A 14527-nucleotide genomic window follows, 5' to 3' on the forward strand; every position below is an offset into this window, starting at 1 on the left:
CTCTCAGTTCGCCCCGGTGGGGATATTGTTGAACGGCAGGTCCTTGTCGACCCGGATGTCGCCCGGCAGGCCCAGTACGCGTTCGGCGATGATGTTGCGCAGGATCTCGTCCGTGCCGCCCTCGATCCGGTGGGCCACGGCGCGGAAGAAGATCTCGTGGAACTGTCCGCCGTTCACCGCCAGGTCCTTCTGGCTGATGACGCCATAGGTATCCTGAATGTCCAGCATGGTCGAGGCCATGTTCTGGCGGTTTATGCCCAGCACCAGCTTGCTGATGGAGGCTTCCGGACCGGGCGCCTGCCCCCGCGACAGCGCCGACATCATGCGGTTCTGCGTGTTGCGCAATCCGGCGGCGCGAATGTACCAGTCGGCCAGCTTCTCGCGCACCGACTGGTCCTCGATGGCGGGGCCGTCCTCACCCTCGATGACCTTGGTCAGCTCGAACATTTCCTCGAAATTGGTCGGGAAACCGCCGCCCACCGCAAGACGCTCGTTCATCAGCGTGGTCAGCGACACCTTCCATCCGTCACCGACGGCGCCGAGGCGCTGGCTGTCGGGAATGCGGACGTCGGCGAAATAGACCTCGTTGAAGTCGGACCGGCCCGAGACCTGCTTGATCGGCTTGACGGTCACGCCGGGCGAGCGCATGTCCAGATAGAACATGGTCAGGCCCTTGTGCTTGGGCACGGTGGGATCGGTACGGGTGATGACGATGCCGAAATCGGCGTAATGGGCGCCCGAGGTCCAGATCTTCTGGCCGTTGATCACCCATTCGTCACCCTGCTTTTCGGCGCGCGTGCGCAGGCCGGCCAGGTCGGAACCGCTGCCCGGTTCTGAGAACAGCTGGCACCAGATCTCCTCGCCGCTGGCAATCTTGGGCACATGGCGCTGCTTGGCGGCTTCGGAGCCGTGCGCCATGATCGTCGGGGCGCACATGCCCTGGCCGATGATGAACACGCCGCCGAGCTGGCCCAGTTCACCCTCTTCCTGCGACCAGATCACCCGCTCGATGGGCGTCGCGCCGCGGCCGCCATATTCCTGCGGCCAATGGATGCAGGCCCAGCCCGCGTCGTACTTCTTTTTCTGCCACGCCTTGGACATGGCGATGCCGTCGACGTCGCGGCCGGTCTTGTTCTGCCAGTCGGTCGGACGGTTCGCGGCGATCCAGGCCCTTGCCTGCGCCCGGAAGTCGGCTTCCTGCGGGGTATCGTTGAAATCCATGAAACTGTCTTTCCGTTAGGCCGCGTTGCGCTCTTCGAGACGGCTGATCAGCCGGTCCTTCCAGCGCGGCAGGCTGCCCAGCACCAGGCTGAGAACCTTCGAGCGGCGGTAATGCAGGTGGCAGTCGAACTCCCAGGTGAAGCCCATGCCGCCATGCACCTGGATGTTCTCCTTGGAGCACTCGTGATAGGCCTCGGTGGCGCTGACCCTGGCGGTCGCCGCGGCGATGGCCAGCTCGGGCGCGTCGGTCGACAGCGCCCAGGCGCCGTAATAGGAATTCGAGCGTGCCAGCTCGGTCGCCACATACATGTCGGCCAGCTTGTGCTTGATGGCCTGGAACGAGGCGATCGGCCGGCCGAAGGCATAGCGGCCCATGGCGTAGTCGCGGGCCATCTCCAGCGCGGCCTGCGAACCGCCGACCTGCTCGAACGCATAGAGCACGGCGGCACGGTCGAATACCTTGTCGAGAATCGCCCAGCCCTGCCCGGCCGCGCCCAGCGGCTCGGCGCCAGCGCCGTCGAAGCTGACCTTGGCGTGGCTGCGGGTCGGATCGACCGTATCGACCGCCTCGGCCGTCACGCCGCCGGCCTTCATGTCGACGATGAACAGCGAGATCGAGCCTTCGTCGTTGCCCGCGCCGGTCCTGGCCGCGACCACCGCGTAGTCGGCCACGTCGCCGTCGGTGACCGGCAGCTTCACGCCGGTCAGCCTGCCGCCGGCGACCGAGGTCTTGATGGTCTTGGGCGTCACCGCGCCGGCGCCTTCGGACAGCGCCAGGGCGCCGATGATCGCGCCTTCCGACACCTTCGGCAGGTATTTCTGCTTCTGCTCTTCCGTACCGGCGATCAGCACCGCCTCGGCGAACAAATAGACGGTCGAGCTGAACGGGATCGGCGCCACCGCGCGGCCCAGTTCCTCGGCGATCACGCACAGTTCCAGATAGCCCAGGCCAAGCCCGCCATATTCCTCGGGGATCGAGGCGCCCAGCCAGCCCATCTCGGCCACGCCCTTCCACAGTTCGGGATGGTAGGGCTCGTTGCCGTCAAGGATGCGGCGCACCTCCTTGGCGGAGCACTTGCTGGCGAGAAAGCCGCGGGCCTGTTCCTTCAGCAGCTTCTGGTCGTCGGAAAATTCAAAGTTCATGGGTCTACTCCCCTGCTTTCTTCTGTCCCTGGGTACGGTAGTCGCCGAACACCTCGTCGCGCTTTGTCAGCGCCTGGGTTACCCCCTTGCGGAGTTCGGCCCGGTAGGTCTGCGATGTCTCGGTAAAGAAGGCCAGCGCCTGCACTTCGGTGCCGGCGCGGATGGCCGCGCGCATCCCCATGATCTCCATGGCGTGATGGATGCTGCGCTTGTTCATCTGCTGGATGTCGGACGGCACCTTGGCGACGCGCTCGGCGTGCTCCAGCACCTTCGCTTCCAGTTCGTCCGCCGGATAGGCCCGGTTGGCGAATCCCTTGTCGACCGCGTCCAGCCCGCTCATGGCGTCGCCGGTCAGCATCAGTTCCATGGCGTGGCGCATGCCCAGCATCCAGGGATGGAACTGCATGTCGGGCGGGCTCATGGTGCGCACCGGCGGATAGCCGATCTGCGCGTCCTCGGCCACGTACACGAGGTCGCACGCCGTCGCCAGCTCGGTGCCGCCGGCGAGGCAATAGCCATGCACCTGGGCGATCACCGGCTTGGCCAGGTCCCAGATGGTGAACCAGCCCTGCACCACATGGCGCGGCCAGTTGCCGATGCCGCCCGGCGTGTAATAGGGCTGTTCCTGGTCGTTGGCGCCCGCCAGATCGTAGCCGGCGCAGAATGCCTTGCCCGCGCCGCGCAGGATGGTGACCCGGATGCTCTCGTCCTTGTCGTTCGCCTCCAGCGCCCTGAACACCTCGCCGCGCAGGCCGTTGTTCATGGCATTGCGCTTTTCAGGCCGGTTCAGGGTGATGCGGCGCACGAAGGGCGCGGGATCATCCACCAGGATGAATTCGTAGTCGGACACGGATCAGGCTCCCCAGCGGGCGGGTATCTTCCCCAAGAAGACGGTGGGAGCACTTTAAAGAGTTTGAAAGGGGCCGCAAGCCCGCCCCGGCGGAAAAATAACCGGTGGGTAACATAAATTCGAACATGTTTGAATGTGTGGACGAGCCACCACCCACGATCATCATTCCCGCGGGCCCGGGAATGACGGCAAAGGGGTGCTAAATTATAATAGCGAGACTTGAACGATTGTATAACGCAGCGGGCCTATGCCCGCCCTGCCAGCGCATAAAACCCCGCAGCGAAATACGGCACCATGCGATCGAGAATGGCATCGAAGTCCGAGGCGTCCACCAGGTCGCCCGACTGGCGGTTGATGGCGCCGGTTTCGGCAAGCGCGTAGACGATGGCGCCCTGCAGGAAGAACACCGAATAGTGGATGTTGCGCGGCGAGGCGGCCGGCAGCGCCTGCTTGAACGCATCCGTATAGGCCTCGACCACCGGGTCGTAGCGCTCGTTCATGGGCGCGAGAAAACCGTGGCTCTGCCTGGTATTGGCGGTGTGCGACAGCAGCTGCAGGTAATGCTTCCAGCCCGGTCCGCCGCGCATGGTGCGCTCGAACATGGGCTCGCAGAACGCCCGCACCAGCGCCTCGACCGACGGCGGCCGGCCGCCCGCCGCCGCGACCGCGCGCTCGAGCGACGCCGTCTGCCGGCTGCTGTTCTCCTCGGCGCGGCGGCCGATGACATGGCGGAACAGCTCTTCCTTCGGCCCGAAATGGTAGTTGGCCAGCGCCAGTTCAACGCCCGCATGCCGGGTGATGTCGCGAATCGACACGCCGTAATAGCCGCGCTCGGCGAACAATTCCTCGGCGGCGTCGAGGATCTTGTCCTTGGTCGTCACCTTGGGCTCGTCCGCCGGGCGGCGCTCGATGTCGGCTATCTCCATGGCCCGAAATCCCTTTCCCCCAACGCAGCCGGGCCTTGGCGAACGGACCAGTGCGACCGATATTGACTCTCTTGACAACAACCATCGGCTTCGGCACGGTTGTTGAACGATCGTTGAAATTTTGCACGATCAAAACGGGTGATGCAAGACCAGATCGGGGACAGATCATGAGCACGGTAAGCAACAGGCTGGATGTCGAACGTCCGGCGAAGATTCCGGAACCCACCTTGCGCGGCGACATCATCGACGCCGAGCGCTACATCTCGAGCGAGTATTATGAACGGGAATGGCGCCGTGTCTGGATGCGCACCTGGCAGATCGGCGGTTTGTCCTATCACATGCCCGAGCCGGGCGACTATCTGAACACCACGCTGGGCCGCGAATCCATCCTGATGGTCCGCCAGGAGAACGGCAGCGTCCGCGCCTTCTTCAACGTTTGCCAGCACCGCGGCGCGCGCCTGACCTTTGCCGACGAAGGCTGTGCGACGAACGGCTTCACCTGCCCCTATCATGGCTGGACCTGGGGCGCCGACGGCCTGCTCAGGGACATGCCCGACGCCGAGGATTTCCCGGGCGGCAGCCAGATCGGCAAGCTGGGCCTCGTGGACATGCCCTGCGAGGAATTCGCCGGCTTCGTCTGGTTCAACATGGACCCCAACGCCATCCCGCTGCGCGAGGCGCTGGGCAGTTCGGGCGACGAGATCGAGGGCTACCGCATGGAGAACATGGTGCGGGTGCTGGCCCTGACCGCCGACGCCAACTGCAACTGGAAGGTGATCACCGACAATTTCAACGAGGGCTATCACGTCCAGGTGCTGCACCCGGAGCTGGCGCCCTATATCGAGACCGTGTTCTCGGAATGCCAGTTCGACCTGCGCGAGAACGGCACCAACAGCGGCTGGTTCCCGTCGCACCGGCCCACCGCCTCCTATACGGGCGACGAGCCGCCCGCCGACGTGGCGGCGATGATGGAAAAGTGGGAGCTGAACCCGGCCGATTACCACGGCAATGCGCGGATGAAGCAGATCCGCCTCGATATCCAGAAGCAGAAGCGCAAGATCGGCCCGTCGAAGGGCTACCACCACTACGCGCATCTGAAGGACTACCAGCTGACCGACTACGTCATCTACAACATCTTTCCCAACAACGTGATCACGGTTGGTCCGGATGGCGTGCAGCTGCTGCGCCCGCGCCCGCACGCCACCGATCCACAGAAATGCGAGTTCGATCACTGGTACTTCGTGCCGAAGATCGACGGTGTCGACACGGTTCCCTCGCCCGCCGGCGGCCCGGACCTTCCGTTCGAGGACGCGCCCGTCGACCATTTCAGATACGGCGAGAAGACGCTGGGCCGCACCAACGACCAGGACCTGTCGATCTCGGAGAACCAGCAGCTGGGCTTCAACTCGGCCGGCTACCGGGGCGCGCACCTGACCAACCAGGAGCGCCGCGTGCAGCACTTCCACGACACGCTGAACGACTATATCGAGGGGCGGAAATAAGGCTTCCGCGTCCCACCTCGCCCTTGAGAACCGCACGGCGCGATCCGGCTTGACGGCCAGATCGCGCCGTTGCCGTGCAGCTGGTTTCGCGGCCCTCTGTCGGGCCGTCCTTGTCGCGGGGCGCACGGTCTGCTAACCAACCGCGAACTTCCCGAAGAAGAGCACAGCATGATCCCGCGCTATACCCGTCCCGAAATGGCCAGCATCTGGGAACCGGAAACCAAGTTCCGCATCTGGTTCGAGATCGAGGCCAATGCCTGCGACGCACTGGCCGAGCTGGGCGTGATCCCGAAGGACGCAGCGAAAGCCGTCTGGGAGCGCGGCGCGTTCGAAGTCGACCGGATCGACGCCATCGAGCGCGAGGTGAAGCACGACGTCATCGCCTTCCTCACCAATCTGGCCGAGCATGTCGGCCCGGAAGCCCGCTTCGTCCACCAGGGCATGACCTCGTCGGACGTGCTCGACACCTGCCTCAACGTGCAGCTGGTGCGCGCCGCCGACCTGCTGATCGAGGACATGGACACGCTGCTGGCGGTGCTCAAGCGCCGCGCCTTCGAGCACAAGAACACGGTCACCATCGGCCGCAGCCACGGCATCCACGCCGAGCCGACCACCTTCGGGCTGAAGCTGGCGCAGGCCTATGCCGAGTTCGACCGTTGCCGCGCCCGGCTGGTCGCCGCGCGCAAGGAAGTGGCCACCTGCGCCATCTCGGGCGCCGTCGGCACCTTCGCCAACATCGACCCGCGGGTCGAGGAACATGTCGCCAAGGCGCTGGGCCTGGAGCCCGAGCCGGTATCGACCCAGGTCATCCCGCGCGACCGGCACGCCATGTATTTCGCGGTACTCGGCGTTGTCGCCAGCTCGGTCGAGCGGCTCGCCACCGAGATCCGCCACCTGCAGCGCACCGAGGTGCTGGAGGTCGAGGAATATTTCTCGCCCGGCCAGAAGGGCAGCTCGGCCATGCCCCACAAGCGCAACCCGGTGCTCACCGAGAATCTCACCGGCCTTGCCCGTCTCGTGCGCATGGCGGTCGTGCCGGCCATGGAGAACGTGGCGCTGTGGCACGAGCGCGACATCTCCCATTCGTCGGTCGAGCGCGGCATCGGCCCCGACGCGACCGTGACCCTGGATTTCGCGCTGGTCCGTCTCGCCGGCGTCATGGACAAGCTGCTGGTCTATCCCGAGAACATGCAGCGCAACATGGACAAGCTGCGCGGCCTGGTGTTCTCGCAGCGCGTCCTGCTGGCGCTGACCCAGGCCGGCGTGTCGCGCGAGGACAGCTATTCCATCGTCCAGCGCAACGCCATGAAGGTGTGGGATGCCGCCAACAAGGGCGGCGACGCCGATTTCCTTGCCCTGCTGAAGGCCGATCCGGGCGTGATCATTCCCGATGCGGAACTGGAGGCCGTGTTCGACATCGGCTACCACACCAAGCACGTGGACACGATTTTCCGCCGGGTGTTCGGGGAAGCCTGACGCTCAGAGCGGCCAGACGATCAGCAGCATGGGCACGGAAACCGCGATCACCAGCAGCTCGAGCGGCAGCCCCACCCGCCAATAATCGGAAAACCGGAACCGGCCCGGTCCCATGATCAGGGTGTTGTTCTTGTGGCCGATCGGCGTCAGGAACGCGCAGGAACAGGCGATGGCCACGCCCATCAGAAACGTGTCCGGATTGACCTGGAGCCGCTGCGCCAGGTCGATGGCGACCGGTCCGGTGATGACCATGGTCGCGATGTTGTTAAGGGCATCCGACAGGGTCATCGTCACCACCATGATCGTCACCAGCGCCACCACCGGCGGATAGCCCTGCGTCATGGAACTGATCCCATCCGCGATCAGCGCCGTGCATCCGAGTGATTCGAAGGCCGCGCCCACGGGCAGCAGGCAGGCCAGCAGCACCACCACCGGCCATTCGATCTGCTGGTAGAACTCGCGCGCCGGCACCAGCCCGATGGCCGCGTAGCCGATCACCGCGATGGCGATGGCGATGGTGAAGGAAAGCAGCCCGGTCGTCGCGGCGATGATGGCGGCGGCAAACAGGCCAATGGCGATCATGGCCTCGCGGGGCCGGAACGGCGCGGCGCCGACCCGGCTGACCGAGATCAGGCCGAGATCGTCCAGCGTCTGGGTGGCAACCGCACCCGAACCGGTGATCAGCAGCACGTCGCCGGCCTGGATCGGCCGCGAATGCACCTGCTGGCTTCTGAAACTGCCTGCCCTGGCCATCCCCAGCAAGGTGATGTCGTGACGCTTGCGCAACTCCACCGTCCGGGCCGACCGGCCCACCAGCCTGGAATCGCCGCGGACGACAGCCTCGACGACTTCCGGATCGCGGGGCCGCGCCGCGGCGGCGGCGTCTTCCTCACCGGCCTCGGCACTTTTAGCGTCGGCCTGTTCGGCGGTCTCGGCGGTTTCCTTCGAGCTCTTGCTGGCGGCGCTCAGATCGGCTGCCTTCATGAAGGCGGCGATACCCTCGGTCGAGCCTTCGACCACCAGCACGTCGCCAGCCTCCAGAAGCTTGGATCGCAGGCTGCTGACAAACCGTTCGCCGCCGCGGAGCAGGCCGATAATCAGCACGTCGGCGCGCTCGGCGTCTTCGTCCAGTTCGGCGCCGACCTTGCCGACCACCGGCGAACCGTCCGCGAGGAGCAGCTCGGCCTTGAAGGACGCGCCGGATGCGGTCTCGGGCATGTCGTCCGCGCGCCGGGGCACCAGCCGCCATCCGATCACGGCGACGAATGCAAGACCGGCAAGGGCCACGCAAATCCCCACCGGGGCGAAGTCGAACATGTGAAAGGGCTCGCCGAGCAGCCGGGTGCGCACCTCGGAGGCGACGATGTTGGTCGGCGTGCCGATCAGCGTGACCATGCCGCCCAGGATGGTGGCGAATGCCAGCGGCATCAGGGTCAGGCCGGGCGCCCGGCCGGCCTTGCGCGCGGCCTGCATGTCCAGCGGCATGAGCAGCGCCAGGGCGGCCACGTTGTTGATGACCGCCGACAGCGCCGCGCCGATGCCGCCGGTCAGCAGGATGTGCGCCGGCAGTGAACGGGCGCCCTTGGATATCTTGTCGGACAGCAGGCCCAGCGCGCCGGAATTCTCGAACGCCCGCGACGCCACCAGCACCAGCGCGACAATGATCACCGCGTGGCTGGCGAAGCCGGAAAAGGCCCGTTCCTCCGGCACCAACCCCAGCACGACGGCAATGACGAGACCGGCGGCCGCCACGAGGTCATGCCGGAAGCGACCCCACAGCAGCATGCCGAGAATCGCGGCGGAGAGACCGAACAGCATCCCCTGGTCCAGTGTCACGCTTGGTTACTCCCCGCTGCTCATCCTTGCAGGGAAGCCCTTCAGGGGCAGCGCGTCAAGGGCGCCCTCCACGGACGGTCAATCCGGATGTAAGGCCGCCCGCTCCGGACAGGGAGCCGCGACGGTGGTCCAGCGCGTGCTCGACCGGGAAAAAGGCCACGTCAGGCCGCGCGTCAGAGCTGGACTTCGTCCTGGATCTGCTGCTTGGCGACATCAAGCAGGTCTTCCATCTGCTTGCGCAGGTGATGGTCGCTCACCGAGACCTGCTTGGCGTCGAGGTCAGCCCTGACCTTGCGGAATACGTCTTCATCGCCGGCTTCCTCGAAGTCGGAGCGGACCACGTCGAGCGCGTATTCCCGGGCGGCATCATCCTTCAGATCGAGCTGCTCGGCCGCCCACATTCCCAGCAATTTATTGCGCCGGGCCATGACCTTGAACTGAAGTTCCTGATCGTGGGCATACTTCGATTCGAAGCCTTTTTCGCGCTTGTCGAACTGGGTCATGGCATATGGCTCCCGCCGGGGTGACTTGGGTCTCCTATCCAGATAGCGAGAGGGGTCCTTATAATCAACCGTGTAAATCGTTTGTCGGGACAGCATGATTGCTCTATGTTCCCGCGCTCCAAATCTGCCCCATGATGCGGCAAGGAATCAGCCAATGAGCCGGCGCCGGCAAATCTACGAGGGCAAGGCCAAGGTCCTTTTCGAAGGCCCTGAGCCCGGAACGCTCGTCCAGTACTTCAAGGACGACGCCACTGCCTTTAACAACAAGATGAAGGGCACGATCACCGGTAAGGGCGTGCTCAACAACCGTATTTCCGAATTCATCATGCTGCGTCTTGGTGAAGTCGGTATCCCGACCCACTTCGTGCGCCGCCTGAACATGCGCGAGCAACTGGTGCGCGAGGTCGAGATCATCCCGATCGAGATCGTGGTGCGCAATGTGGCCGCGGGCTCGATCTCGCAGCGCCTGGGCATCGCCGAGGGCACGCCGTTGCCCCGGTCCATCGTCGAATACTTCTACAAGAACGACGAGCTGGGCGATCCCATGGTGGCCGAGGAGCACATCACCGCCTTTGGCTGGGCGACGCCGCCCGAGCTGGACGAGATCATGGCGCTGGCGCTGCGGGTCAACGACTTCCTCAGCGGCCTGTTCCTGGGCATCGGCATCAAGCTGATCGACTTCAAGCTTGAGTTCGGCCGCCTGTATGACGACCAGGATCAGATGCGTATCGTGCTGGCCGACGAGATCAGCCCGGACAATTGCCGGCTGTGGGACCTGCACACCCAGGAAAAGATGGACAAGGATCGTTTCCGCCGCGGCCTTGGCGGCGAGGCGGAAGCCTATCAGGAAGTGGCGCGCCGGCTGGGTATCCTGCCGGAGAGCGGCCCCACCGACATGAAGGGACCGGAGGTCATGCAGTGAAGGCACGGGTGCATGTGACGTTGAAGCCGGGCGTACTGGATCCGCAGGGACGCGCCATCCAGCACACGCTGGCTTCGCTGGGATTCGGTGGCGTATCGGACGTGCGCCAGGGCAAGTACCTGGAGCTGGATCTGGCCGAGACCGACCGCGCCGCCGCGGAAAAGGCGGTAAAGGACATGTGCGAGAAGCTTCTCGCCAATACCGTCATCGAGAACTACAGCATCGATCTGGTGGAATGAAGCCGGCTGTCATCGTTTTCCCCGCCTCGAACTGCGACCGGGATGCCGCCGTCGCCATCGAGAAAATCTGTGGCGTGAAGCCGCAAATGATCTGGCACGGCGATAGCACGCTGCCCGATCTGGACCTGATTGTGATCCCGGGAGGCTTCGCCTTCGGCGATTACCTGCGCTGCGGCGCCATGGCGGCCCGTTCGCCGGTGATGCGCGAAGTGGTCGACCGGGCGAACAGGGGCACGCCCGTTCTGGGCATCTGCAACGGCTTCCAGGTGCTGACCGAAGCGGGGCTGCTGCCGGGCGCGCTGATGATGAACGCGCACCTGAAGTTTGTCTGCAAGGATGTGGCACTGACGGTCGAGAGCAACGAGTCCGTGTTCACCAATCGCTATCGGGCGGGCGAGATCGTCACCTATACGGTCGCCCACCACGAGGGCAATTATTTCACCGACGACGCCACGTTGGCCCGGATCGAGCAGAACGGCCAGGTCGCCTTCCGCTACGTGAACAACCCTAACGGCGCGCGCAACGACATTGCCGGGATCTTCAATGAAAAGCGCAACGTGCTGGGGCTGATGCCCCATCCGGAGCGCATGATCGAATCTGATCTCGGCGGCGCCGACGGCGCAAGGATGTTCGAAAGCCTGGTGGCCTCCCTATGAACGCGATCACGCCCGCAATGGTGGCCGAGCACGGCCTGAAGTCCGACGAATACGATCGCATCAAGCGGGCGCTGAACCGCGAGCCCAATATCACCGAGCTGGGCATCTTCTCGGTGATGTGGTCCGAGCATTGCTCGTACAAGTCCTCGCGCCGTCACTTGCGCAAGCTGCCGACCGAGGCGCCGTGGGTGATCTGCGGCCCGGGCGAGAACGCCGGCATCATCGACATCGGCGACGGCCAGGCCGCCATCTTCAAGATGGAAAGCCACAACCATCCCAGCTTCATCGAGCCCTATCAGGGCGCGGCGACGGGCGTGGGCGGCATCCTGCGCGACGTGTTCACCATGGGCGCCCGGCCGGTCGCCAACCTGAACGCGCTGCGCTTCGGCAGCCCGGACCATCCCAAGACCCGTCATCTGCTGGCCGGCGTCGTCGCCGGCATCGGCGGCTATGGCAATTGCGTCGGCGTGCCGACCATCGGCGGCGAGTGCGACTTCCACCCCGCCTATAACGGCAACATCCTGGTCAACGCCATGACCGTGGGCATCGCCGACACCGACAAGATCTTCTATTCGGCCGCTGCCGGCATCGGCAATTCCATCGTCTATGTGGGATCCAAGACCGGCCGCGACGGCATCCACGGCGCGACCATGGCATCGGCCGAATTCGGCGAGAACAGCGAGGAGAAGCGCCCGACCGTCCAGGTTGGCGATCCCTTCACCGAAAAGCTGCTGATCGAGGCATGCCTCGAGCTGATGGCAACCGACGCCATCGTCGCCATCCAGGACATGGGCGCCGCCGGCCTCACCTCGTCGTCGGTCGAGATGGGCTCGAAGGGCGAGGTCGGCATCGAACTGGACCTCGACCACGTGCCGCAGCGCGAGACCGGCATGACGGCCTACGAGATGATGCTGTCGGAAAGCCAGGAGCGCATGCTCATGGTGCTCAAGCCCGGCCGCGAGGACGAGGCCCTGGCGATCTTCCGCAAATGGGACCTGGACTTCGCCATCATCGGCAAGGTCACCGACACCCGCCATCTGGTGCTGAAGCATCAGGGCGAGATCGTGGCCGACATTCCGCTGGAACCGCTGGTCGAGGACGCGCCCAATTACGACCGCCCCCATGAGGAGACCGAGAAACAGGACGTGCTCGGTCCCGACGCGTTCACCGCGCCCGAGAGCAACGCCGACGCCCTGCGCGAGTTGCTGGCGACGCCCGACCTGGCCTCGAAGCGCTGGATCTACCAGCAATACGACCACATGGTCATGGGCGACACCATCGGCCGCCCGGGCGGCGACGCCGGCGTGGTGCGCGTCCACGGGACGAACAAGGCACTGGCCATCAGCACCGACTGCACGCCCCGCTACTGCAAGGCCGATCCGGTCGAGGGCGGCAAGCAGGCGGTCGCCGAGACCTGGCGCAATATCACCGCGACGGGCGCCATCCCGCTCGCCATCACCAACTGCCTGAACTTCGGCAATCCGGAAAAGCCGGCCATCATGGGCCAGTTCGTCGGCTGCATCGAGGGCATGGCGGAAGCGTGCCTGGCGCTCGACTATCCGGTCATCTCCGGCAACGTGTCGCTGTACAACGAGACCAACGGCCAGGCCATCCTGCCGACACCCGCGATCGGCGGCGTGGGCATCCTGACCAATTACGACCAGCGCGCCTCGATCGCGTTTCCCGCCGAGGGCGAGACCATCGTGGTGATCGGCGACACCGAGGGTCACCTGGGCCAGTCGCTCTATGCCCGCGAACTCTGCGGCCGCGAGGACGGCGCGCCGCCGCCCGTGGACCTGTCGGTCGAGCGCAGGAACGGCGATCTGGTGCGCGGCCTGATCCTGACCGGTGCCGCCACCTCGTGCCACGATGCCTCCGGCGGCGGCCTGCTGGTCGCCATCGCCGAAATGGCCATGGCCTCGGGCATCGGCGCCACCCTGGACTACGACCGCGGCGAGGTACCATCCTATGCCTTCCTGTTCGGCGAGGACCAGGGCCGCTACGTCATCACCACGAACAATCCGGAACTGGTGCTGGAGCAGGCCGCCGTCGACGGCGTCAACGCGTCGGTCATCGGCAAGACCGGCGGCGCCGCATTGAAAATTTCCCAGTTCGATTCCATATCAGTCGCAGAACTGACCCAGGTTCATGAAGGCTGGCTGCCAGCCTTCATGGCCATCCCCTGACGCAGGAGCCGATCGCCCATGGCGATGGACGCACACGAAATCGAAAAGCTGATCAAGGAAGCCCTGCCCGACGCGACGGTCACCATCGAGGACCTGCGCGGCGACGGCGACCATTATGCCGCCCGTGTGATTTCCGAAGCGTTCCGGGGCAAGAACCGGGTACAACAGCACCAGATCGTCTACAAGGCACTGCAGGGCAATATGGGCGGCGTATTGCATGCCCTGGCGCTGCAGACCTCCGTACCGGAGTAGGAACCAGCGATGAGCGACAACCCCGTATTCGACCAGATCCAGTCCGAACTGGACGCCAGCGAGATCGTGCTGTTCATGAAGGGCTCGCCCCTTTTCCCGCAGTGCGGCTTTTCGGCCACCACGGTCGAGATCCTCAAGCGCATGAACGTGCCGTTCAAGGGCATCAACGTGCTGGCCGACGACGAGATCCGCAACGGCATCAAGGAATTCAGCGACTGGCCGACCATTCCCCAGCTCTACGTGAAGGGTGAATTCGTCGGCGGCTGCGACATCGTCCGCGAGATGTACGAGACCGGCGAGCTGCACGAATACATGAAGTCCAAGGGCTTCGATCCCGAATACGTGTAACCGGCTCGCCCCCTCTCCCCGCTCTTGTCACCCGGAACGGGCCCGTGGTGACGACGGGGCGCTGTGACAGGGCGGATCAGTCCCTCGCGAAGCCATGGGTCCGCTCCACGCGGCACACATCCAGCCTGAACCAGTCGTAGAACCGCGCGCGGCCCATGGCCTGTGCGCCGAGATGTTCGGCGTTGGCGCGCCAGGCGGCCACCGCCGCCTCGGATGCCCAGTAACTCACCGTGATCCCCAGACCGCCCTCGCCCCGGACGCTGTCGTGGCCCAGATAGCCGGGCTGGCCCCGGACCAGCGTCTCCATGCGGTCGGCCACGGCGCCATAGCCCTCGGCATCGGCGCCCAAACGGGACGTGAAGATGACGGCGTAGGCGCCTTTTTCCATGGCATAGCCCCTTCACAATAGTGACACTGGCGGTCTGCTAGCCTTGCCAGACTCCGCCCCAGAGCGCCAGCCGGAACCT

15 protein-coding genes are annotated in these 14527 nt (G+C 65.1%); 8 read left to right on the forward strand and 7 right to left on the reverse strand.

Features of this window, described 5'->3' with window-relative positions:
• Positions 1 to 3: 3 nt before the first annotated feature.
• The 4 genes from WJU21_RS04605 to WJU21_RS04620 all read right to left on the reverse strand — a co-directional run bounded on the left by WJU21_RS04605 (position 4) and on the right by WJU21_RS04620 (position 4140).
• Positions 4 to 1221, reverse strand: coding sequence for an acyl-CoA dehydrogenase family protein (locus WJU21_RS04605; protein WP_346322201.1), 1218 nt, complete (start codon positions 1219 to 1221; stop codon positions 4 to 6).
• Positions 1222 to 1236: 15 nt separating this feature from the next.
• Positions 1237 to 2364: an acyl-CoA dehydrogenase family protein gene (locus WJU21_RS04610; RefSeq protein ID WP_346322202.1), complete on the reverse strand. Its 1128-nt coding sequence runs from the start codon at positions 2362 to 2364 to the stop codon at positions 1237 to 1239.
• 4 nt (positions 2365 to 2368) lie between these two features.
• Positions 2369 to 3214, reverse strand: coding sequence for an enoyl-CoA hydratase-related protein (locus tag WJU21_RS04615; RefSeq protein ID WP_346322203.1), 846 nt, complete (start codon positions 3212 to 3214; stop codon positions 2369 to 2371).
• A gap of 245 nt (positions 3215 to 3459) precedes the next feature.
• Positions 3460 to 4140 (reverse strand): TetR/AcrR family transcriptional regulator, encoded by a 681-nt coding sequence (locus WJU21_RS04620; RefSeq protein ID WP_346322204.1) that lies wholly within the window; start codon positions 4138 to 4140, stop codon positions 3460 to 3462.
• A gap of 167 nt (positions 4141 to 4307) precedes the next feature.
• Between WJU21_RS04620 and WJU21_RS04625 the strand changes: the two genes are divergently transcribed.
• Both WJU21_RS04625 and purB read left to right on the forward strand, forming a co-directional pair.
• Positions 4308 to 5642, forward strand: coding sequence for an aromatic ring-hydroxylating dioxygenase subunit alpha (locus WJU21_RS04625; RefSeq protein ID WP_346322205.1), 1335 nt, complete (start codon positions 4308 to 4310; stop codon positions 5640 to 5642).
• A gap of 168 nt (positions 5643 to 5810) precedes the next feature.
• On the forward strand, positions 5811 to 7118 hold the full coding sequence (gene purB, locus WJU21_RS04630) for an adenylosuccinate lyase (RefSeq protein WP_346322206.1): 1308 nt from the start codon (positions 5811 to 5813) through the stop codon (positions 7116 to 7118).
• 3 nt (positions 7119 to 7121) lie between these two features.
• Here purB and WJU21_RS04635 read toward each other — a convergent pair whose 3' ends face one another.
• Both WJU21_RS04635 and WJU21_RS04640 read right to left on the reverse strand, forming a co-directional pair.
• Positions 7122 to 8954, reverse strand: coding sequence for an SLC13 family permease (locus WJU21_RS04635; protein WP_346322207.1), 1833 nt, complete (start codon positions 8952 to 8954; stop codon positions 7122 to 7124).
• Positions 8955 to 9127: 173 nt separating this feature from the next.
• Positions 9128 to 9457, reverse strand: coding sequence for a DUF1476 domain-containing protein (locus WJU21_RS04640; RefSeq protein WP_346322208.1), 330 nt, complete (start codon positions 9455 to 9457; stop codon positions 9128 to 9130).
• Positions 9458 to 9611: 154 nt separating this feature from the next.
• Here WJU21_RS04640 and purC point away from each other — a divergent pair, with 154 nt between their 5' ends.
• The 6 genes from purC to grxD are packed head-to-tail and all read left to right on the forward strand — an operon-like array spanning position 9612 to position 14060.
• On the forward strand, positions 9612 to 10379 hold the full coding sequence (gene purC, locus WJU21_RS04645) for a phosphoribosylaminoimidazolesuccinocarboxamide synthase (protein WP_346322209.1): 768 nt from the start codon (positions 9612 to 9614) through the stop codon (positions 10377 to 10379).
• Positions 10376 to 10618, forward strand: coding sequence for a phosphoribosylformylglycinamidine synthase subunit PurS (gene purS / locus WJU21_RS04650; RefSeq protein ID WP_346322210.1), 243 nt, complete (start codon positions 10376 to 10378; stop codon positions 10616 to 10618). The genes purC and purS overlap by 4 nt, the downstream gene beginning before the upstream one ends.
• The gene (purQ, locus tag WJU21_RS04655; RefSeq protein WP_346322211.1) at positions 10615 to 11274 is read left to right on the forward strand and encodes a phosphoribosylformylglycinamidine synthase subunit PurQ; all 660 of its coding nucleotides are present in this window, start codon (positions 10615 to 10617) and stop codon (positions 11272 to 11274) included. Before purS ends, purQ begins: the two co-directional genes overlap by 4 nt.
• On the forward strand, positions 11271 to 13460 hold the full coding sequence (purL, locus tag WJU21_RS04660; RefSeq protein WP_346322212.1) for a phosphoribosylformylglycinamidine synthase subunit PurL: 2190 nt from the start codon (positions 11271 to 11273) through the stop codon (positions 13458 to 13460). Before purQ ends, purL begins: the two co-directional genes overlap by 4 nt.
• An 18-nt stretch (positions 13461 to 13478) precedes the next feature.
• On the forward strand, positions 13479 to 13712 hold the full coding sequence (locus WJU21_RS04665) for a BolA family transcriptional regulator (protein ID WP_346322213.1): 234 nt from the start codon (positions 13479 to 13481) through the stop codon (positions 13710 to 13712).
• A gap of 9 nt (positions 13713 to 13721) precedes the next feature.
• Entirely contained in the window at positions 13722 to 14060 is a 339-nt protein-coding gene (grxD, locus tag WJU21_RS04670) for a Grx4 family monothiol glutaredoxin (protein ID WP_346322214.1), read from the forward strand.
• 76 nt (positions 14061 to 14136) lie between these two features.
• Here grxD and WJU21_RS04675 read toward each other — a convergent pair whose 3' ends face one another.
• A complete protein-coding gene (locus tag WJU21_RS04675) occupies positions 14137 to 14448 on the reverse strand; it encodes an antibiotic biosynthesis monooxygenase (protein ID WP_346322215.1) in 312 nt (103 codons plus the stop codon).
• Positions 14449 to 14527 lie beyond the last annotated feature (79 nt).

The sequence above is a fragment of the Emcibacter sp. SYSU 3D8 genome (assembly GCF_039655875.1).
Lineage (GTDB): Bacteria > Pseudomonadota > Alphaproteobacteria > SMXS01 > SMXS01 > RI-34.